At 40.4% G+C, this 20835-nt stretch carries 21 protein-coding genes, 1 tRNA gene and 1 pseudogene; 11 read left to right on the top strand and 12 right to left on the bottom strand.

From position 1 onward, the window contains the following. The first annotated feature begins 2 nt into the window (after positions 1-2). The 3 genes from pheT to BGC07_RS06535 all read left to right on the top strand — a co-directional run bounded on the left by pheT (position 3) and on the right by BGC07_RS06535 (position 2886). Positions 3-2387 (top strand): phenylalanine--tRNA ligase subunit beta, encoded by a 2385-nt coding sequence (gene pheT / locus BGC07_RS06545; protein WP_069312441.1) that lies wholly within the window; start codon positions 3-5, stop codon positions 2385-2387. A gap of 5 nt (positions 2388-2392) precedes the next feature. After that, positions 2393-2680, top strand: coding sequence for an integration host factor subunit alpha (locus BGC07_RS06540; RefSeq protein ID WP_069312440.1), 288 nt, complete (start codon positions 2393-2395; stop codon positions 2678-2680). A gap of 129 nt (positions 2681-2809) precedes the next feature. Continuing rightward, positions 2810-2886, top strand: a tRNA-Pro gene (locus BGC07_RS06535). Between the two features lie 550 nt (positions 2887-3436). Here the strand turns inward: BGC07_RS06535 and BGC07_RS06525 are convergent. Beyond that, entirely contained in the window at positions 3437-3841 is a 405-nt protein-coding gene (locus tag BGC07_RS06525; protein WP_139121643.1) for a hypothetical protein, read from the bottom strand. A 254-nt stretch (positions 3842-4095) separates the two neighbouring features. Here BGC07_RS06525 and BGC07_RS06520 point away from each other — a divergent pair, with 254 nt between their 5' ends. The 3 genes from BGC07_RS06520 to aphA all read left to right on the top strand — a co-directional run bounded on the left by BGC07_RS06520 (position 4096) and on the right by aphA (position 6838). Further along, complete coding sequence (locus BGC07_RS06520; protein WP_235603373.1) at positions 4096-4845, top strand: S1 family peptidase; 750 nt, start codon at positions 4096-4098, stop codon at positions 4843-4845. A gap of 557 nt (positions 4846-5402) precedes the next feature. Further along, positions 5403-6080 carry a 2'-5' RNA ligase family protein gene (locus BGC07_RS06515; protein WP_069312437.1) on the top strand — a complete coding sequence of 226 codons (678 nt, stop codon included), beginning with the start codon at positions 5403-5405 and terminating at the stop codon, positions 6078-6080. Between the two features lie 41 nt (positions 6081-6121). After that, positions 6122-6838 (top strand): acid phosphatase AphA, encoded by a 717-nt coding sequence (aphA, locus tag BGC07_RS06510; RefSeq protein ID WP_069312436.1) that lies wholly within the window; start codon positions 6122-6124, stop codon positions 6836-6838. Positions 6839-6914: 76 nt separating this feature from the next. Here the strand turns inward: aphA and BGC07_RS06505 are convergent, their stop codons facing one another. From BGC07_RS06505 to BGC07_RS06490, 6 genes and pseudogenes are all read right to left on the bottom strand, one after another. Continuing rightward, positions 6915-7541, bottom strand: a complete 627-nt coding sequence (locus BGC07_RS06505; protein ID WP_235602999.1) for a replication protein P — start codon at positions 7539-7541, stop codon at positions 6915-6917. After that, positions 7516-7665, bottom strand: a complete 150-nt coding sequence (locus tag BGC07_RS21985; protein ID WP_235602998.1) for a hypothetical protein — start codon at positions 7663-7665, stop codon at positions 7516-7518. Before BGC07_RS21985 ends, BGC07_RS06505 begins: the two co-directional genes overlap by 26 nt. A gap of 1 nt (position 7666) precedes the next feature. After that, positions 7667-8038: a hypothetical protein gene (locus BGC07_RS21980; protein ID WP_235602997.1), complete on the bottom strand. Its 372-nt coding sequence runs from the start codon at positions 8036-8038 to the stop codon at positions 7667-7669. A gap of 49 nt (positions 8039-8087) precedes the next feature. Next, entirely contained in the window at positions 8088-8636 is a 549-nt protein-coding gene (locus BGC07_RS21975) for a hypothetical protein (protein ID WP_235602996.1), read from the bottom strand. Positions 8637-8712: 76 nt separating this feature from the next. Then, positions 8713-10291 (bottom strand): annotated as a pseudogene (locus tag BGC07_RS06495) (FMN-binding glutamate synthase family protein). A 193-nt stretch (positions 10292-10484) separates the two neighbouring features. Then, positions 10485-11225 (bottom strand): FAD-binding oxidoreductase, encoded by a 741-nt coding sequence (locus BGC07_RS06490; protein WP_069312435.1) that lies wholly within the window; start codon positions 11223-11225, stop codon positions 10485-10487. Between the two features lie 132 nt (positions 11226-11357). Here BGC07_RS06490 and BGC07_RS06485 point away from each other — a divergent pair, with 132 nt between their 5' ends. Continuing rightward, positions 11358-11930 carry a DNA-3-methyladenine glycosylase I gene (locus BGC07_RS06485; protein ID WP_069312434.1) on the top strand — a complete coding sequence of 191 codons (573 nt, stop codon included), beginning with the start codon at positions 11358-11360 and terminating at the stop codon, positions 11928-11930. 100 nt (positions 11931-12030) lie between these two features. Next, complete coding sequence (locus BGC07_RS06480; protein ID WP_069312433.1) at positions 12031-12570, top strand: DUF2058 family protein; 540 nt, start codon at positions 12031-12033, stop codon at positions 12568-12570. 172 nt (positions 12571-12742) lie between these two features. Here BGC07_RS06480 and BGC07_RS06475 read toward each other — a convergent pair whose 3' ends face one another. The 4 genes from BGC07_RS06475 to ppc all read right to left on the bottom strand — a co-directional run bounded on the left by BGC07_RS06475 (position 12743) and on the right by ppc (position 17460). Further along, the gene (locus BGC07_RS06475) at positions 12743-13030 is read right to left on the bottom strand and encodes a hypothetical protein (protein ID WP_069312432.1); all 288 of its coding nucleotides are present in this window, start codon (positions 13028-13030) and stop codon (positions 12743-12745) included. Beyond that, on the bottom strand, positions 13002-13430 hold the full coding sequence (locus BGC07_RS06470) for a hypothetical protein (RefSeq protein WP_069312431.1): 429 nt from the start codon (positions 13428-13430) through the stop codon (positions 13002-13004). The genes BGC07_RS06475 and BGC07_RS06470 overlap by 29 nt, the downstream gene beginning before the upstream one ends. 248 nt (positions 13431-13678) lie before the next feature. Next, the gene (locus BGC07_RS06465) at positions 13679-14347 is read right to left on the bottom strand and encodes an HAD-IIB family hydrolase (protein WP_069312430.1); all 669 of its coding nucleotides are present in this window, start codon (positions 14345-14347) and stop codon (positions 13679-13681) included. A gap of 302 nt (positions 14348-14649) precedes the next feature. Further along, positions 14650-17460, bottom strand: coding sequence for a phosphoenolpyruvate carboxylase (gene ppc, locus BGC07_RS06460; protein ID WP_069312429.1), 2811 nt, complete (start codon positions 17458-17460; stop codon positions 14650-14652). A 93-nt stretch (positions 17461-17553) separates the two neighbouring features. On the opposite strand from ppc, the gene BGC07_RS06455 reads away from it, so the two are divergent. From BGC07_RS06455 to BGC07_RS06445, 3 genes are all read left to right on the top strand, one after another. Beyond that, entirely contained in the window at positions 17554-17844 is a 291-nt protein-coding gene (locus tag BGC07_RS06455) for a hypothetical protein (RefSeq protein WP_069312428.1), read from the top strand. Between the two features lie 382 nt (positions 17845-18226). Further along, on the top strand, positions 18227-18973 hold the full coding sequence (locus BGC07_RS06450; RefSeq protein ID WP_069312427.1) for an SDR family oxidoreductase: 747 nt from the start codon (positions 18227-18229) through the stop codon (positions 18971-18973). A gap of 107 nt (positions 18974-19080) precedes the next feature. Further along, entirely contained in the window at positions 19081-19935 is an 855-nt protein-coding gene (locus BGC07_RS06445) for an AEC family transporter (protein WP_235602995.1), read from the top strand. Positions 19936-19947: 12 nt separating this feature from the next. On the opposite strand, the gene BGC07_RS06440 is transcribed toward BGC07_RS06445, so the two are convergent. Continuing rightward, complete coding sequence (locus BGC07_RS06440; protein ID WP_069312426.1) at positions 19948-20703, bottom strand: hypothetical protein; 756 nt, start codon at positions 20701-20703, stop codon at positions 19948-19950. Positions 20704-20835: the final 132 nt, after the last annotated feature.

The raw sequence follows: 20835 nt of genomic DNA, 5'->3' as shown, positions 1-20835 counted from the left end.
CGATGCAATTAAGTGAAAAATGGTTGCGCACTTGGGCGAACCCTGAAGTTTCAACGCAAACTTTATGTGACCAGCTGTCTATGGCCGGTCTAGAGGTCGATGGCATCGAACCTGTTGCTGCCGAGTTTTCTAAGGTTATTGTTGCAGAAATTACACATTGTGAGCAGCATCCTGATGCAGATCGTTTGCGTGTTTGTCAGGTGAATACCGGCAATGAGACTGTACAAATTGTCTGCGGTGGGCCTAATGCACGTCAGGGCATTAAAGTGGCTTTAGCTCAAATTGGTGCGATACTCCCTCCTATTGATGGTAAAGTCTTTAAAATTAAAAAAAGTAAACTGCGTGGTGTAGATTCTTATGGCATGTTGTGTGCGGCGAGTGAGTTGGGCTTGGATTTTGATGATGAGCCAGGTCATATTATTGAGTTTGCTGCAGATGCGCCTGTCGGTACAGATATTCGCGAATATTTAGATTTAGATGATGTCAGTATCGATGTGGACTTAACACCGAATCGTGGAGATTGCTTAAGTGTTGCAGGTGTTGCGCGTGAAGTGAGTGTATTAAATCGCACCCCACTAACGCCAATACATGTAGAGCTGATTGCGCCCATTCATGATGAAACGGTTGAAATTGAATTAAAAGCCCCAGAGGCTGCTCCGCGCTGTATTGGTCGAGTTTTAAAAAATGTCGATATAAACGCGAAATCACCCTTATGGATGATCGAACGTTTACGCCGCTCTGGTATACGCAGCATTTCTTTGCCGGTTGACGTGACGAATTATGTCATGCTCGAATTAGGTCAACCGACACATGCTTTTGATTTGGGAACTGTGAAAGGTGGCATTCAGATTCGTATGGCGACTGAAGGCGAAGAAATTACTTTGCTTAATGGGTCTAAGATTACTTTGAATTCTGATGTGCTGGTCATTGCGGATGATCATGAGCCTTTAGACATCGCGGGTATTATGGGGGGGGAGCACTCAGGTGTTAGTGATGATACTCAGCACTTATTTTTAACCAGCTCATTCTTTAAGCCCGAAGCAATTGCAGGGCGCGCGCGCCGTTATGGTTTGCATACCGATGCTTCTCATCGTTTTGAGCGTGGAGTGGATCCAGGTTTAACACGTTTAGCAATAGAGCGAGTGACACAGTTAATTATTGATAGCGCAGGGGGGGAGCCTGGTCCTTGTATCGAAGCTGAGATGTCTGAGCATTTACCGAAAGTGGCTAAAATCAAATTGCGTCAACCTCGTATTGAGAAGATTTTAGGTGTGAGCATTGCGGATGAAGAAGTTGAAGACATTTTAACTCACTTAGGTATGAGTGTGGAACGCATCGAAGACGGGTGGCATGTCGGTGCGCCTTCTTTCCGCTTTGATATGGAACGTGAAGAAGACCTGATTGAAGAGATTGTGCGTATTCATGGTTATGATGAGATTCCCTTGCATACACCAGAGCGCCCGGCTGAAGTTCCAGCATTTTCTGAGTATCAACTGACTGTGCAGCAATTTAGTCAGACTTTAGTTGATCGTGGTTATTCTGAAGCGATGAACTACAGCTTCTTAGATGAAAAGCTACAGACTTTGGTCTGCCCTAATGATGAATTTGTGCGCCTTGCCAATCCTTTATCAGAAGAACTCGCAATTATGCGTACAAGCTTATTGCCAGGCTTATTAAAATCACTGCTGCACAATCAAAAGCGCCAGCAAGAACGTGTGCGCTTATTTGAAGTAGGAACTTGTTTTAGATTGGTTGAGGGTAAGAAGCGAGAACGCCAACGTATTGCTGGAGTAATTTTTGGCTCCGCTTCCTCGCAGCATTGGAGTGGTCAAACTGCTGCTGATTTTTATGATCTAAAAGGTGATCTTGAAGCACTATTGGCTTTAACAAAATCAGAGATTAGCTTTAAAGCCGCTGAACATAGTGCGCTGCATCCAGGTCAGTGTGCACAAGTGAAGGTTAATGGTAAATGTGCAGGGGTGATAGGCGCGTTGCATCCGCATTTAGCGCAGAAACTGAATGTTAAAGGCAAAGCTTTTTTATTCGAGCTTGATTTGCAAGCAATTTCAGCCGCTAAATTGCCTCAAGCCCAGGCTTTATCGCGCTATCCAAGTATTAAACGTGACTTGGCTTTATTAGTTGATGAGGCGATAAATGCAGCTGACCTCATTGCTGCAGTGACTGAGGTTGTACCAGAGCAATTACAAGACGCTCGTATTTTCGATGTTTATCAGGGTGAAGGGATTGAAAAAGGTCAGAAAAGTATTGCACTTAGCTTGATTTTACAAGATTTGTCACGCACGCTTACAGAAGAGGATGTTGCAGCTCTCATAGAGAAGGTTAAAAACAAATTAATGACGACCTTCGGAGCAGTATTACGGGAGTAATTTCGATGGCGTTAACAAAAGCCGTATTAATGGATAAACTTTTTGCGGACCTTGGCGTGAACAAGCAAGATGCAAAAATGATCGTGGACTTGTTTTTTGAAGAAGTTCAAAATGCCTTAGAGAAAGGCCAGATCGTTAAACTTTCTGGTTTTGGTAATTTTATGCTGCGCGATAAAAAGGAGCGCCCTGGCCGTAACCCAAAAACTGGGGAGGAGGTCGCGGTTTCTGCTCGCCGAGTAGTGACCTTTAGAGCCGGGCAAAAATTGCGCGCTAGGGTAAACTCTGAGCTTTAAGCAAAAGCACTAAAAAAGCACCTTGACGGTGCTTTTTTGTTTGCCTTGAATGAGAGTATGGCATTTAATCATTTAAATGATGTGTATTGCTTTATTTTTAAACCGGGTTCGGTATAATAAGCGCTGGTTCGGGGCGTAGCTCAGCCTGGTAGAGTACTTGCATGGGGTGTAAGTGGTCGTAGGTTCAAATCCTACCGTCCCGACCAATAAAATCAACAGCTTACCTAAAAAGCGTGTCCCTAATTATCATTAAAAACATTGCTGTGTACACAAAATCTTAAGCTATAAATGAGTTATATTGTACAATCATTGTAGATTTGGTCGTGATAGCTAGTTGAGGCCAAGATTGCCGCGTCCTTTGTAAAAGTTTAAAATGAGTTCGTTTTTTTATTTCATGAGTTACTCCTACCTTGCTCTTTTCTGTTGAACTTCCCTATCGGCTGTGTCGCTTTATCTTTCCCAGGGAGTATTGGTTTACATTGTCTATGGGCCGCTTAGGCTAAGCAGAAAAGTTTATAAAACTCTCTTTTTGACTTAGTTTCCACTAACAATTGAAATTATTTTTTCATTAAATTACTGCCGAACTTATCGGAAGTGCGCACATATGCATCTGTAATGTTAGTTTTACTCTTAGCATATTTAACTCTCTGTTCTGCTTTTTTGAGAGATAAGCCACTGCCAAGGGTTACAGCATAATAACCATTATCAGATAAATAAACTTCAGAGCGATACTTTAGCTTCTTTTTATTTAGATTTTCAGCATATTTTTTTGGCAGCAAGCTCGTCTTTCGATGAGAATACAACAGGAAACGAGTTTCCCGCATCTTTATATTTTTTGATGATTTCTTTAGCTAGAGTATGGAGCTTAGAGTCTGGGCTTTCACTATCGGCGACAGCTTTAGCCAAGTTTTCTGCAATTTTTCCGTCTGTCGATGATAGCACTCTTAGAGCTAGTTCTTTATTTTTATCATATCTACTTAATATTCCTGCCATAAAAATATCGAGTATTTTAATTTCTCTATCTTCCGTTGATATTCTTTGAGTTAAACTTCTATCTAATTCTGCGAGAGCTTGCCTACTTTTGCTTTCTTCAAGAACAACAATGTATGAACCTAGCATACCTATAAAAGCAACAGAGATTGGTACTCCCCATGCTTGCACGTATTTAAGCCTGATACTAAATAAATGTGTGAATATTACAGTCGCTATAATTGTGATAAAAGCTAGCAGCAATATTAAACTAGACAGTTCCACAGTGGTTTCCTTGGCCTTTTATTTTCAAGCATAGCCTTATTTTGTAGAATGTTTATTGATTGAGTGTATATAGGCTGCTAAGGAGTAATATATGGGCAACAGTATTGGGATTATGGAGCAGTTGATTCATAGCACGGTTAGGCTTGAGAGCGTTTCACTTGATGGAGAATTTAGGCTTGGGTCAGGCTATTTTTTTCAAATTTACTAAAGGAGACTCTTATATTATTACAAACAGGCACGTTATTGATAATACTAAAAATGGAAAGTTTTATATTTCTCAGAAAGGAACAGATGGTAAGGTAGATTTAGGAAATCATTTTCCAGTAGAGTATAAGAACTGGCTTTCATATTGGACTTTACATCCTGACCCAAGTATCGATTTGGCTATTTTCCCTCTTAAACTCCTTTTAAATCAAATTAAAATCAAGCCTTTAGGAATCAAGCCTTATTTTATTAATTTATCTGAGAAGGACATAGCCAATGAAAAGCTGCTTACCTCTCTGACAGTTATGGAAGAAATAGTTATGATTGGTTATCCAACAGGTATTTGGGATGAGAAGCATAACTTACCTATAGTTAGAAGAGGAATAACCGCCACTCATGCTAAGATTCCGTATAATGGGAAACCTGTATTTATGATAGATGCAGCCTGCTTTCCAGGTTCGAGTGGGTCACCAGTTTTTCTTGCGAATTTTGGGAGTTATGTAGATGAAACTGGTAATGTTTGTATTGGTAATCGAATAAGTTTATTAGGTACTTTGTATGCAGGCCCTCAGCATACTGCTACAGGTGAAATAAAGGTTGTTGAAGTACCCACCTCAACACAACCAATTTCTGAATCACGCATACCAATGAACCTTGGTCTAGTTATTCAATCCAGTAAAATTTTAGATTTTGAGAAAATTATATAATTCGAAGTTATTTGTTAAGTTGGTAAAACGAAATGCTCTAAAACCCACTTCTTTTTTTAAAGCCTTGTAGCTCTAAGTCTAAACTGTCAAAACGAAATTGAAACGTGTTTTAAAATGCTACAACTAGAGAGGTCACGAGGTGCTTTATACCCGCATATAGCAATTGCTAGGAAGTACCTTGGGCTTGTTTAGCTAAGCACTTTATGAAAGCAGGATAAGATTTTTTCATGTACTGAGAAGGAGTGATTAGTATTTCAAGGGGGATAGGTATCTTGCTACTTTTTCTAAGCTCCAGCTCATGGCATATCCATAGAGAGCTTCGGGGCTGATCTTAAAAAGTTGCTCAAAGAACTTTAGCAGCTGTCAGCCCCATTAATTATTTTGCACAGTGAGTGAAGTAATATTTCAATTTAAGTTTGATAGTTCACATTAACATACTTTAGTGATTGCCTATCTTGATACTGTTTATTAATGATACTCTGGTTTTTATATTGGTAAAATAACTCTCCTTATTGTATTGTAGAGGCTATTTTATTTGCGCTTACAGTGGGAGTTGTATGTTTAAAGGCATGTTCTTTAGCATTGCTTTATTGTGCTGTGTGGTTTTACAGAGCTCGATGGCGGCTGGAAGTGTAAGTTATGATATTTTTCTAGTGCCTGATAAAGCAGCGCATCATACCGTGAATAAAATTAGTGAAGAGTTGCAGCAGGTGGGGTTAGAGTCATTATTTAAGCAAGGTTATTTACCGCATATTACGCTTTATCTCACAGGCTACCCAGCAACTACGCTTGATTCTTTAAAAAAACAAGTGAAAAGGTTAGCCAGCCGCTGGTCGCCGTTTGCTGTAAAGTTTGATCGGTTACAGCCTACAAAAAACAACTGGTTGATGCTGCAGGTGAAAAATAGCCGTAAGTTGCAACGTTTAGCCGATGAGGTGACTCTTGCAGCAGAGCCGCTTCGAGCTGCTAACCCTAAGTTGCCCAATTGGGTCTTAAAGTATCCAAATAAACTTGAAGCATTTAAGCGTTATGGCAGTCCAAATGTATTTAGTAATTTTCAGCCGCATATTACAATATTAGCCAAGAGCAATCAGAGCCAACTGACTAATTTTATGTCTCGCTTTGGTGAACACTTCAAACCGGCGCAGGTTAAAGTATTAGGCATTGGCATTGCTCGAGTTAATAATAATGGTCAAGTGATAAAAGAGTTGGCAATTTATTATTTTAAAAAATAGCAGTTTATTGATTTTTAATGAGAAAGTGTGAGTAATTAGTAATGATAAAAAAAGAATATGCTCTTGGGGTATTGATGCTAGTTTCAGGCTTAGGTTTTGCCTCGTTCGCTCAAGCGGCACCAGTAGCGAAGTCTCAGTCATTGAATCCAGGTGTGACGATGAGCCAGCTGGAAAATCGACAGCCGATTCATTGGGTCTCTGTTGCTCAAATTGCTGAAAGCTTGAAAGGCAAGCCAGCGATGAATGTTGGTTTTGACATTGATGATACACTGTTATCTTCTAGCCCTGGTTTTTATCGAGGTAAGCAAGAGTTTTCACCGCATAGTCTGGCTTACTTGAAAAATCCAAAGTTTTGGCAAAAAATGAATAACGGTTGGGATAAGTTTTCTATTCCTAAAAAATCAGCAATTAAATTAATTAATATGCACCTAAAGCGTGGTGATCATATTTATTTTATTACCGGTCGGCCAGCAACCAAAACTGAAGATGTGACAGCCATTTTACAAAGGGATTTTCATATTCCAAAAGCGGATATGAATAAAGTTATTTTTGCTGGACCAAAACATGGCTCTAAAACGCCTTATATTAAAAAGTTAAAAATTAAGCTTTATTATGGTGATTCAGATGGTGATATAGTTGATGCGCGTAAAGCAGGTGCTGAAGGTATTCGTGTGCTAAGATCACTTAATTCGACGAATCGACCGATGCCACATAATGGCAGTTTGGGTGAAAAAGTGCTTGTCAATTCTAATTATTAATATTGATAGCGACCTTTTTGTTTTAAGTTTTTCTTGAAAAAGAGCGTATTTTCACGCTCTTTTCTATTTTTAACATTTAAGCTTTAGAAAATTTTGCTTTGAGCTTACTAAGGTGGCTGTTGCCAAGTGTGGTGCTGCGTTTGGCTTTATGAGACAAGCTGCGTTGGACAATCGTTGGGTTAGGGAAAGATTCACCATTTAAAAAACGTTTGATGTTCTCGATATAAAGCGTGCGGAAAATAGCATATTCACTTTTATTAATGCTGTGGTTGGGGGTTTCTTTGTTGAATAGTGTAGTTGCAGTAGCGAAGACGACCGGATGACTCCAACGGCGGTTAGGGAATTTTTGTGGTTGTTTAACCAGCGCGTAGGCTTCTGCGTAGGCTAAACGCGTGCTTAAAAAACCAAGCTCTTGCGGGCGCACTTGGCTACACAAACGCAGAAAATCACCGAAACGTGGAATCCAACGTAGTTCTTCTCGGGGCATCATGCTCATTTTCTCACAAGCAACTTCGATATAGCGTTGTGGAATATCTTCGAGGACATTGTTCCATTTTTCGATATAGGTTTTTAATTTATTTTGGTCTTGATAGTGTTGGCGTTCCCAGAGTGCGCCGAAAATTAAATCAAATTGGGCAAATAAATAGAGAGATTTAGGGCTAGGTGCTGCAGCATCACTATTGTTTTCTTTTTTTTCGTACACGCGGCTTTGCTTGTTGGCGACTTTGTTGCAGGCGCACTTGATGTAATTGCTTCTCGCGCTTGAGTTTATCCTGGGCTTGTTTGGCCAGTGCGATGACACTTTCCATGCTTTGCGTCTCTGGCATACTACTGTTCCTCATAGTCTATGCCAGGCTCGTAAAGTTCGCCGCTGTCGTCGTTATTGGTTAAGCGAGTGGATTGACTTGCAAGTGGAATTTTTTTGCGTACAGTTTCAGCAAAACCTGCAATCTGTTGTTGCTCGTGATAATAGGATTGACTAAGTGGGTTAGTCACCCGTGGAGTAAAGCGGTTATTAAAGGTGCTTTGTGGAGCGATTGGGGCAATCTCTGCTTCCCAGCGACGTTGGTTAATGTAGGTTTGCATGCGCGGAATAATATTCTCTGCCCAGTTACCGTCTTTTGCTTTACGTGTTAACACATCTTTGATCACTTGCTCGCTTTCACTCTCTAAACCACGGCGTTGCCACAAGTTAAACATGGTTGAGCGGCTATCACGAAAGCCTTCTGGATAAGCCTCCCAAAACGTATCAAAAGCAATTGAAGAGGCCTTTTTTTTGTGGCTTTGGTGCTTTTAAGTCAAGTTCTTCGGCTTCTTTTGGGATGCGGTAGACGTACTCAGGCATGGTTTGTGTGTGGCTGCTGATTTGACGAATGGCAGCAGGTACCGGCTCAAAGAACAATCGCTCGACTTTTTTACTTTTTATACCCTCAACTTGAACTTCGAGTGTGATCAATTCCATAGAAACTAAGCGTGAAATTGCATCAGTCGTGCGTTTGGTGCTGATGGCAAATTTCTCGCCGAGTTCTTTATAACTGCGCTGTAACTTGTGTAAGGGAAAGCGCCGCTTGTAGCCGATGAGGCGGCCAGTATCTGGGCAGCGTGATTCGATGGGGCGGTACCAACTGACAATCTCAGCAAGCAGCAAAATAGCGTCCATATCAGGTTTGCCATTAATGGTGGTAATGACATTAAACCAGGTTTCTGGCAAGGTTAGCCCATCAAATTGCATCTCGCCGATCGCAGCAACTGCTGGTGTCATGTTTGACTTGTACGTTGGGTGATCGGGTGTGTGCATGCTAACCTTGTTTTTTCTTATCTAAGTTATGTTATTTAGGAGCGCCATTTTAACATAACTGGGCGAGGACTGAAGCCTAAAAGTGCTCGGCACTGGCAAGCTCCCAATCCTCTTTAAATTGCTCAGGCTTCTCTTCTGTTAATAGCGCACCTTCAGGAATATAGCCATAGATTTGAGTATAGTTTTTAACCTGACCGGGGCCGGTGCGACGTTGGATGTAGCTAGGTTGCAGGTCACGTGGCGTGGTCACTCCCATACTGCCTAATAATTCCATAAAGCTATGCACCGTGGCATTTTGAAAATTAGCGGCGCGATACTTCTTGCTTTCTACGACAAGCCCGCGCATTAAGCGTGGATTTTGAGTGGCAACGCCGGTAGGGCAATGGTTGGTATTGCATTGCTGGGATTGAATGCAGCCTAATGACAGCATAAAAGGGCGTGCAGCATTGCAAAGGTCTGCACCTAAGGCGACTTTGGAAATCATATCAAAGCCGGTGGCGACCTTACCACTTGCAATAATGCGAACGTTATCGCGAACACCGATGCCAATCAGCGCATTATGAATATAAACGATGCCTTCATTCAGAGGGGTGCCAACATGGTTGCTAAACTCCACAGGGGCGGCACCTGTGCCGCCTTCTGCACCATCAATGGTGATAAAGTCAGGTAAAATTTTAGTTTTAACCATCGCTTTACAAATACCTAAGAACTCACTGCGTCGACCCAGGCAGAGTTTAAAACCGATCGGTTTACCTGCTGAGAGTTCACGTAGTTCGGCAACAAACTTGAGCAGTCCTTCGGGCGAATTAAAGGCTGTGTGCGCAGGGGGCGACATCACATCTTGGTTCATTGGCACATGACGAATTTTTGCAATTTCTGGGGTGATTTTTGCCGCGGGTAAGATGCCGCCGTGGGCAGGCTTAGCTCCTTGTGAGAGTTTAATTTCAATCATTTTAACTTGGTTATGTGCTGCTTTTTCTCGAAAAAGTTCAGCGTTAAAATGGCCTTCTTCGGTTCGACAGCCAAAATAGCCGGTGCCAATTTGCCAAACAATATCACCGCCACCGGCTAAATGATGTGGGCTTAAACCACCTTCACCAGTATTGTGGGCAAAGCCGCCGAGTTTCGCACCTTGGTTTAAGGCGAGAATGGCATTTTTAGATAAGGCACCGAAACTCATCGCTGAAATATTGAGATAAGCTGCAGAGTAAGGTTGTTTACACTGAGGGCCACCAATGCTGATACGCGGTTCAATTTCACTGACAGCAACAGGGGATAGAGACTGCTCTACCCATTCATAACCGCGTGAGTTAATTTCACGTTGAGTGCCAAAGGGGATGGTTTCACGTTCGTGTTTGGCGCGTTGATAAATCAATGAGCGTGTTTCTCGATCGAAGGGACGCTCACTGACATTATCGGCAATAAAATATTGTTGAATCTCTGGGCGAAAAAATTCAAGAAAATAGCGGATATGCCCTAAAATAGGGAAGTTTCGTAATATAGCATGGTCATTTTTGCTTAATATCATGAAAGATGATTAAGGCGAGAATAATAAATAGAGCGGCAAAGATAGGGAAAGGCGCATGCCAGAGAACCAGTAGGGCAATAATAATCAGGACAATAATACCAAAGCCCAGGTAAAAGTTTCTACGCATGGGAGCTCCTTAATTTATTTTATTAATTGTTCAACAGTGTTGTTAATTTTTCCGAGTATACCATTACTCGAGCTGAAGAGAGTTAAGCAAGTCTAACAGTTTGTGTAAGTTTTAAAAATAATGCAGGCCCGGTTGAGCCTGCTTTTGATTATCTTTTTGATAATTTTGAATATTAAAGTGCGGAATGTATGAATCAGTTGGGAGAAATGTATTTTTCACGGCGCACTTGTTTCATCGCAAAGCCTATGTCAGTAAGCTTAGTGAAGCTATCGTCGATCATATTGGGGTTACCGCATAGATAAACAATATCATTGTCTGGGTTCATGGCGAGGTTATCGAATTGATCTTGGACATAACCGGAGTACTCATCATTGGCTTTATCTTGACTTAAATCTTCTCGGCTATAACAAACGCGGAACTCTAGGCGCTCATGCTGTGCGGCAAAGCTGCGGAAGTCTTCGGCATAAAGTGCATCTTTGCGATATTGCACGCCGAGGATAATTTTAAATTCTAACTTAGGGTTTGCGGCAAGTTTTTCGGCAATTTGTGGCAACATGCAGCGATAGGGGGCGATGCCGGTGCCGGTGCCGGTGAGTAGGATGCGCTCAGCAGGGTCGTCTTGCAGGACTAAGCGTCCAGCCGGCCCCATTGCATCTAGAGTTTGACCGGACTCGAGGTTAAACAACGCCTCACTGGCGAGGCCGCCTTTGACATAAGAAATCGCGATTTCTATCTCATCGGTTTGGCCGGGAATGGTTGCAACACTGAAGCTGCGGCGTTTGACTTTACCATCAACATCGAATAAAAAACTGATGAACTGCCCTGGCTTGTAATCGAGTGGTTGGCCATCTGTACGGGTAAACGCCATATGACGTATGCTTGGGGTTACCATTTTTGCTGATTTAAGTTCGAGCTTAAATTTTTGCACCGCCATAATAAAACCTCTATTTGTTTTCTCTATATATGGAATAACCGATGATCCTAGCAAATTTTAGTCAAGGGCGATAGAGTAAGCGAGAAATAATTATGATTCATGACTGATAGGAATAGATAAAGGAAGTAAAGAGTGAAAAAAACACGCTGTAACTGGGTGCCTGAAGATAATGCATTATATCAAGACTATCATGATCGAGTTTGGGGGGTGCCTGTCTATGATGAGCGTACGCTGTTCGAGTTTTTATTGTTAGAAGGCGCACAAGCGGGCTTGAGTTGGATTACCGTGTTAAAAAAGCGTGAGCATTACCATCGTGTCTATGCAGGCTTTGATCCGGTGAAAATTGCGCGTTTTAGCGATAAAAAAATTGAAAAACTATTGCAAGACCCTGGGATTATTCGTAATCGCTTAAAGGTGATGAGTGCAGTTAAAAATGCTCAGGCACTTTTGGCGATGAAAGAGCAGGGTGTTGATTTTTCAGATTATATCTGGGATTTTGTCGATGGTTCACCCATTCAAAATGACTGGAAAAACGTTAAGCAGGTACCGGCAAAGACAGCAGTTTCAGATAAAATGGCAAAAGAGCTCAAACGGTTAGGCTTTTCATTTGTCGGTTCAACGATTTGTTATGCCTTTATGCAAGCGACTGGGATGGTTAACGATCATACGGTTGATTGCTTTCGTCATCAACAGTGCCAAGGCTAAGCTTTCTGGCACTTGTAAAGGGCTTTGGGGATCTAATGAGGTGGTGATATAATTGCGGCGGTTTTATTGCGATTGGCTGTAATATGGGGGTGTTAATACGATGAATTTAAGGGATCAATTAGTTAAAAGTGGTGCGGTATCCAAAGGTGCTGCAAAAAAGGCCGCTCAAGAAAAAAGGCAACAGTCGGCAAAACAAAATAAACTCTCCAAAAAAGCCAAGACCGAACTTGCAGCGAAACAGGCCGAGCAAAAACAGCAGCAAGCTGAACAAAAGCGTGTTCAAAAGACTGATTTTAGCAAGCTTGAGAAAGAAAAACGGGCGCGCAAAGCGCAAGTGACTGATATCCTAAAGGCCCATCGTCTTAATATTGACCCAAAAGAAGCAGATCAGCGTTATCACTTTAATTATAATAATAAAGCGTATGAAATTGATGTTTCACAGGTGCAACGTAATGGCATTTTAAATCAGACATTTGCGATTGTGGTTTTTGAAGACAAGCCTAACTTAATTCCGATAGAAGCCGCTGAGAAAGTTAAAGGCTTTGACTCTGAAGTGTTTGTTTTTATTTGTGAGAAAGATGAAGTCGATCCGAATGATGACTATGCCGGTTATGATGTGCCTGATGATTTAATGTGGTAGGTCATTACTGAAAAAGGTGAGTAGGGTTGGCTGAGGCTACTCACCACTCCCCACTGCCGTTGGCTCGTTTTCTTTGGCGAGCAATTTATTGATGATGTCTAAGTCCCCTTCTCGGTGGCGTTCATCATGTTGGATTATGCTTTGCAATAAGCCACGAATGCCATTATTGCCATCAGAAGATAAGCTTAATTGTTGAGCTTGAGTTGTTAACGCCTTGAAAGATTCGAAAAAAAGTTTCAGCATGGCGGATACCTTGATGAACAGATTCAGGTAGGTGACTATCGGTTTGTTCGCCATAACCATACTGAGCAATTTCACGGTATTGGCTGATTTCAGTGCGCTGTTCGTAAACATTAAAATCGACAGAGAAATTGGCAATTTCATTGGTGTTAAAGCCTAAATTTAAGCCTTGTTGATAGGCATTACGGGCGTCACCTTCGAAAAAAAGTATCGGCAACATCGGCGAGGCTACTGACAAGCTCTTCTATCGCCGCACGCTCGTCCTTGTCGAGGTGGCCTTCGATGGATAAAGAATATTGCTCTTTAAAGGACTCATTGAGCGAATAACTGTGGCTGTGACCCTCTTCATTACGCTTAAAGCCAAAAGTTTCTTCAGCACGCTCATTGCGTTCAAAATTAACGGTGACTAGATCACCGTCTTGAGTTTTTAACTCCAGTGAAAAGGCTTCATCACGTTGATAGCTCTTTGAGTTATAAAATGATTGGTTAAAGCGTTGCAACTCTTGTGGTGGGGATGGGCGATGCTCTTGCTCTTTGACTTCTCGAGGGGCTAGATTGCTATTATGCACACCGGTTTGAAAGGGATTAAAAAACTGTGTGAGTAAACTGTTGATTTGCATGGCCTTACCCTAATACCTTTTAACAGGTTGCCTGACATTTAAAGCATCACTTTTGGCAATTGGATCCTTCACAGGCTATATATCGGCAGGGAGTGCTGTTGCTTTAGCTAAAAAAATTATTATTACTTAATAGGTTGTTTATTTAATAGTAATTTTCTTATGGTGGCGATATACAAAAATAAAGATATAGATTTATATAAATCAATGGTCAGTAAGTAAAAAATGTATAGGAACAGTAGCGTTTATTTTTATGGGTAATGCTTTAGTAAGCCCTGATAAATACCTTGTGTAAAGGTTTTGTTTAAGTGATTTGGGTGTTTTTGTTTGGCTTCTGCTGTGGCATTGGCGACAAGGTAACCGTGCTTGACAGCTTGTAACATCGCAATATCATTACCGCTATCACCAAAGGCAAGCGTATTTTCCGAGTCGGTTGAAAATTTATTGCATAAATAATGAACAATTTTGTCTTTACCACAGCCTCTGGGGAAGAAATCAACATCATAGCTTAAACCTGGGTCACCATTATCAGGATTGGCGTGGCTGAGGTTAAAGTCCAGTTTATATTTAGGGCAATATTGGCTTAATATGTGCTGCACTTGCTGTTCTGAGTGGTTTTCTCGGGATAAGAAAAAACTTCTTTTATAATGTGTTTGTTGCCAAGGGCCTTGATAGCTTAACTCTAGGCCGGCAGCTTTAACCTGATTAATAAATTGAGTTAAGTTTTCTTCAACTTGATCATGGCTAGGAAACTGTCTGTCCCAATTTGGATCGAGTATTAACTCATCTTGGCTATAATAGTGAATTTCACTACCATAAGAGGATGCAATAAAATGAGGGAGCAGAGTATAATTTTTTTGCTTGTAAATGATTAATGATGTATTGCTTAGGTGCGCCAGAAATAAAGCCAAATAAAACATTTTTCTCTTGACAGAATTTAATTAAAAAATCTTCAAAATCTCTTGCCTCTATTAACTCTCTCTCTGTTGCTAAATGATTAAAATACGTGCTATCAAAGTCTGAGAAAATAATAGAGCAAGGCTTGGTGATCTTTGGGAGGGACTTAAAAACTAAATTCATCACAGTATCCTTATAATATTACTGCTGTTTTTTTGTCATAGTGATAGATATTGATTGTCTATTAAAATACGTTAAAGGTAAAGTACCTAGAACGATTAGGGCTAGGCACGGATTTTTAATTCAAAAAAATTAATATCATAAATTAGCCGGTATTTTGCATTGCTGCGGCGACACCGTTAATGCTGATTAAAATCAATTCTTTTAATTCCTCAGTCGGTTCTTTTTCAAGTTGTTGCAATAAAGAAAGCTGTAATAAACTAAGAACATCTGTGTAAGGGTTGCGCAATTGAATTGATTTTTGTAGGACATTTTGATTGTCGAGCAATTCAGCTTGTTCGGTAATGAGTTTAACGGCCTCATCGGCTTCTTGATAGTCACGCTTGATTTGGTCATGGAATTTACTCGGTTGAAATTCTGCGTAATAAGCCGCTATTTCTAAATGAGCGCGCGCCATTTCACGTTGAGCATTATCAAGAGCGGATTGGAAAAAGGGCCAGCAGCGATAAAGCTCTTGTAAATAAGCAAGGTTATCATTGTTTTTTAAAATAGCTTGTAAACCTTTACCTAGCCCATACCAGCCAGGAATGTTATAACGGGTTTGTGTCCAGGAAAATACCCAAGGAATTGCACGCAGGCCATCAAAGTCAACTTCAGTGGCAGACTTTCGTGAAACTGGGCGCGAGGCGATAGGTAAACGGCTGATATGTTCGATGGGCGTGATATTAATAAACCAATCCCAAAACTCATTATGATCGATGAGATCACGATAGGTTTGCATTGAAGTTGTGGACATTTGCTCCATCAGCTTAAAGCCTTTTTCATCATGGCTATAATCTAAGCAGCTATCACCACATTGATAGCCGGTCATGCCCAAGAGTGTTGCATGAACCACTTGCTCTAAATGGCGGTGAGTGAGTGCCTTAATGCCATAGCGAAAAGAAATAACTTCGCCTTGTTCGGTAAAGCGGATTTTACCTGAATGCGCTTCTTTAGGCTGGCTTAAAATCGCCTTATGAACTTGACCGCCGCCACCGCGACCGACGGAGCCTCCACGGCCGTGGAAAAAGCGCAGCTGTACATTATATTTTTTGAATATTTGGCCAAGGTTAATCTGCGCTTTATGCAGTGACCAGTTCGCCATCCAATAGCCACCGTCTTTGTTGCTATCTGAGTAGCCAAGCATGACCTCTTGTAAGTTATTGCGTGCAGCCAGATGAGCTTGGTATAAAGGTGCAGAAAATAGCGACTCCATAACATGATCGGCATGGCCTAAATCTTCAACGGTTTCAAATAAGGGGGAAATATCTAGGTTTGACTCGACTTTACCCTCTTGATAGCACCAAAGACCTGTTTCTTTTGCCAGTAACAAAACTTCCAATACATCACTTAATTGGTGAGTCATGCTGATGACATAATTGCCAATCGCTTCGGGTTCGTGGTGAGTAATTTCGGCAATCGCATTAAATGTGGCTAGAGTTGAAGTCGCTTTATCAGAGAGTTCTACATTATGAGGCAATAATGGTCGTGGATTTTCAAGTTCCTTGAGTATATATTTAACCTTTTCTTTTTCTTCAAGTGCACTATAGTCTTCGCAGATGTTGGCTTTAGCAAAGATTTCACTGACAGTGACTTCATGAACTTGACTGTGTTGACGAACATCAAGTGAAGCGAGGTGAAAACCAAAGGTTTCGGCTTGAGTAATAACATCAGCAAGTGGGCTGTTCTGAGCGAGAGTACTAAATCCACTTTCTTTTAAGCAATCGCGTAATAAATAGAGATCTTGCAAGAAAAAATGCGTAGTGTAGCCCATCGTGCTTAAGTCACACGCCTCATTTGTTCCTTCTTTTAAGCAGCGCAACTTGGCTTTCAAGCGTGCCATCACATAACTGATTTTAAGACGATAATGTTCGTATTTAAAGCTTGGCAAGCGATCATCGGCAAGGTCAATGACTTTAGCGTCTTTATCGATAGAATCAATAAGTTTTTGTGGTGTAGCAATTTGACGGCTTGAAATACTGAGCTGATGCCAGAGTGACTTTAGAGTGGTTAAATAGCGTTGGATTGCATTTGTAGTGTGTTTTTTTAGGGTTTCTTGAATAACGTTGGGAGTGACAAACGGGTTGCCATCCTGATCGCCACCGATCCAAGAGCGATAGCGAATAAAGCTAGGCAAAGTCTTGGGTTGATATTGGTAGTAGGTTCTAAGAGCATAACTTACATCATGGTAAAGTTTGGGCAATGTATCCCAAATACTGGTGGTTAAGAAATAAAGGCCATTTTGAACTTCATCAGGCACGGTGATTTTTTCACTGCGGACATTATCCGTGAATAAAAGCAGGTTAATATTTTCATAAAGTTGATGAATGATATGGTCGTGTTCTTCGGGAGTGAGTTGGCCTTTTTGAAGTGATCCTAGTAGGTTAGTGATAATTGCTTGCTTTTTGAGCACAGCTTGGCGACGCGCTTCGGTTGGATGAGCGGTTAAGGTCGGTTGAATATCTAATTGGCCGAGTAGGCTGAGTACTTCATCGAGCGAATGGCCTTTTTCTTTAAGTTGATAAATGGCATCAGCAATGGACTCAACCCGAGGTGTTTCGGCTGTGGCGTTAATGGCCCGTTCGTGGTTAACACGAATAATTTCCTGCTTTTCAGCTTCATTTACTAAGTGAAAAAAAAGTGTATATACCTTGAGCAGCCATTTATGTTCATCGGTGCTTAAACGCTGGATTTTTTCTATTGCCGTTTTGTATTGATTAAAATCGGTGTTTTTTTCAGCATCCCTGCAGAGTAGTCTGAGTTTTTCTGCATCATCGAGCAACTCTGTGCCGGCCTTCTCCTTAACAGCATGGCCAAGTAGCGAGCCAAGCAGTGAGACATTTTCACTAAGAGGCTTAGATATACCAGTGCCTTTTGCTTCTGCTTGAAAGCCTTGCCAGTTCAAAATGGTTTCCATTATCAGCGACTCCTTAAATACGCATTATCTCATTTTGTGCATTCAAATTAACACGTCCCAGTAGGATTTGGAAATATCTGCCGATCATTTAGTTTGTTTGAAAATTATAAAGCTTATTTTAAAGATTTTGCACAAACTGGTAAAGGCGCTGAATATAGTAATGGCGTTTTTAAGATAAATAGCCCTTATGGACCAATGTATTATACGCCTGGGTTAACCTCAGGTTATATGTCTTTATTAGCCTACTTCCCCTGTTTAGATAGTTATATTGCTTACTCTATTAATGCAGCGCCTGTTCAAGGTGTGCATGGCGAGATTTTAAACCAAATTATACCGATTGCTTACAACAGTGATGAAGTTAAAAAAAGTAATTTCAACGAATAAATTAAGGTGCATATTTAAAGAAAATAATGTAATAAAGTTTATTTTTGGAAATTTATTAAAATTTAAATCATGATTATAGGATTTTGTTATGTTATGTTAATGTTTAATTAAATGTTATTCTTGATAGTTTTTTCATGATAATGAAATATAGGCTATTTATTGATAATAGTGAATTGTCTGTTTATTTCTATAATAATTATTGACTGTATATTTCGCGATATTATTAACTGGCAGCTAAAAAATTTTATTTCTTTAAAATAAAAGAGCATTGAAAAAGTATGGATAATCATCGGTGACAATATTAACGAAATTCGTTATGATCAGGGTCTATAACGCTCTAGAAATAGGTGTGTTATAAATACATAATCTTTGGAGAACTGAAATGACAAAAGTGATGGTTATCACGGGCAGCAGCCAAGGCATCGGTGCGGCAACAGCGCTAAAAGCGGCAGCAGTAGGATATGATATCTGTGTTAATTACTTAAGTAATGAGCAAGCTGCTTTTGAGGTTGTTGATAAAATTCAAAAAATGGGGCGCTCTGCGCTTGCTGTGCGAGCTGATGTCAGTGATGAGAATGATGTGGTGCGTTTATTTGCTGAGGTTGATAAAAGCTTGGGTAAGGTTGATGCTTTAGTTAATAATGCCGGTGTGTTAGATCAGATGATGCCTGTTGAGAAAATGAGTGCTACACGGATTAATCGGATTCTAACAACGAATATCACTAGTTATTTTCTATGTGCACGTGAAGCGATTAGGCGGATGTCGATAGCGAATGGCGGGCAAGGTGGTGCAATTGTTAATGTTTCATCAGCGGCAGCCCGTTTAGGTTCTGCGCACGAGTATGTTGACTATGCGGCTTCTAAAGGAGCGATTGATACGATGACTATTGGACTCGCTAAAGAAGTTGTGGCAAATGGTATTCGTGTGAATGCGGTGCGTCCGGGGGTTATTGATACGAATATTCATGAACAGTCTGGAGATTCTAATCGTGTAAGTAAGCTAAAAAGCCAGGTGCCGATGCAACGCGGTGGGACAGCTGAAGAGGTAGCGGATGCTATTTTGTGGCTATTATCTGATCAAGCATCCTACAGTACAGGGAGTTTTATTGATGTTACAGGTGGGCGTTAATATTTGATTTTCTTGTCATTAAGGAGTGAGTTATTTTTACTTTGCTATTAATTAAAATAATACCACTTTATTTTATTATTATTTTAGGGTTTTTAGCATCTAGGCATTTGGATGTTACTAAGGAAAGTGTTGCTAATTTATTAATCTATATTGTTAATCCTGTTGTTGTGTTCATTGGTGCATACCGTGTGCAGTTAAGTGTTGGTAATTTAGCCTTACCCTTTGTGATTTTTTTTATTTGTGTGATATCTTCTGTTGTTTTTTATTTTTTGGCGAGTTTTCTTTGGCAAGATATTCGCCGTAATTTAGTTGCACTTGCTGCGGGCTGTGCGAATAGTGGTTATTTTGGCCTGCCGGTCGTGACTGCTGTCTTTGGTACGAGTGCTTTGGGATTAGCTGTTGTTGGTAATTTTGGATTTTTGCTCTTTGAGATGACAATTGGCGTTTTTTTAATGGCGCGAGGCCATTACAGTGTGATGGATAGTCTTAAGACAATGCTCAAAATGCCTGTTATTTATACGTTTGCCCTGGGCTTGGTATTTAATAGTCTCAAGGTGCCGTTATCTTTAAGTGCTGAGCATGTTGCTGATTTATTTGTCGGTGCTTATAGTGTATTAGGTATGCTGATGGTTGGTTTTGGTATGGCGCATATGAGTCGTTCCAGCTTTGATATCAAATTGGCAAGTGTACTTTTATTTTCAAAATTTATATTTTGGCCAATTGTTTCAGGTGTTATTGTGCTTTTAAATCGCTATGAATTTAATTTGCTTTCTGAGGAAAGTGAGCATATTTTATTATTAATTTCACTGGTTCCATTGGCTGCAAATACTGTGGCATTAGCCGTGCGCTTTCGTGTTGTGCCTGATAAAGCGGCAATGGTTGTGGTGCTTAGTACGATAATTGCGCTTTTTTATATTCCTTTTGTGCTTTCGAGTTTATTGCCTTTGTTAAAACTATCTTAGATAGTTTTAACTTTAAGCGATTTGTTTTAGGTTTGAAGTTTGTTTTTTTGTGAGTTTTAAGATGTTTTGCTGGTCAATGGACCAGTTAGGCTCGATGAGGTTGATTTTCTGCAACGCATCGATGGAGCGTGCGACGCAGCTTTTAAATGCATAATGGTTTTTAATTTCAGCACCACACAATATACGCAGTTGATCCATAGAAAGGCTCAATGCTACTTGAGGAGAGCTAATAATAAATCCATAAAGCCAGCTGGTGAGTCCTTGTGCAAGTTGATTGCGAGTAAAAATATCAATTTGGCAAGGACATTCTTGTTCAAGTTCAAAGAGCTCACTTGCTAAGGTAATCTCATAATTTTTGGTGATATTATTAAAATTAAAGTGTTCGATCTGCTTAAATTTATAGTTTTTTTCAGGACCTTGAATGAATAGTTCTGTTTGTGCGTTGCGCTCTATTGACCTATAAATGGCACGGCGCTGCGATGAACCATCAGAGGATTGTAATGCCTGGAGGATTTGTGCAATATTAATATCGACTTTTTGTGTTGTTAAATCAGTTTGTTGGCCTTTATGAATAATGCTATATAATACAGCAAGGTCATATTGCAACAACTCTTCGCCTGTGAGCTTAACCTGGTAAAGTCCAGTGCTTGAGACCTGTTCTTGATTGTAATGCCGGCGCTTATTTGCTTTATTTTTTATAGAATAAAGTGAGGATTGCAGTCTAAATGCAGACGTCTGGATAGTCCATGTCTGTTGGTTAATAGGCATAAAATTAACTTCTTCGTGAAAGTACCAAAATATTAAACTCAAGTGTATGAGCTGATTATTAAGGCAGCCTTATTCGAGTCAATTTTTATTTTTTACCGCTTTCATTTATGATAATTATGTTAATCTTAAACA

It is taken from the genome of Piscirickettsia litoralis (assembly GCF_001720395.1).
In the GTDB taxonomy this organism is placed as follows: Bacteria; Pseudomonadota; Gammaproteobacteria; order Piscirickettsiales; family Piscirickettsiaceae; genus Piscirickettsia; species Piscirickettsia litoralis.
This window is presented reverse-complemented; position numbering and strand designations above follow the sequence as displayed.